Raw genomic sequence first — 322 nt, forward strand, 5'->3', positions numbered from 1 at the left:
ATATTGGAACTCGTTCCTGGGATCGTCGTCAGGCTTTCGTCAATACCTTGTGATTCTCCGATGATAAATCCGACACCAATGTCCACAGAACTGGCAGCCGTGAAGTTATATGTCCCTCCGACCGTGAGCCAATGACGGTTAACATCAGGAATTGATAACGATGTAAGTTCATCAGTTGGGGAAATGTCGTACATATAACCCGCTCGTAGAACGATGTCTTTCGACATGGTGTACGTACCACCGACAGAAACATGCCCTGCATCTTTCCATTGATATTCTTTGATCGAGTCGTCATAAGAGTTAGATGTTAGCGAGTCAAATT

At 44.7% G+C, this 322-nt stretch carries 1 protein-coding gene; it reads right to left on the minus strand.

What is annotated here, in order from left to right:
* Positions 1-322: OmpP1/FadL family transporter (locus AB4486_RS24400; protein ID WP_372119221.1), on the minus strand; the 322-nt coding region annotated here is incomplete at both ends.

This window comes from Vibrio sp. 10N.222.55.C6 (genome assembly GCF_041473395.1).
Classification (GTDB): Bacteria; Pseudomonadota; Gammaproteobacteria; order Enterobacterales; family Vibrionaceae; genus Vibrio; species Vibrio crassostreae_C.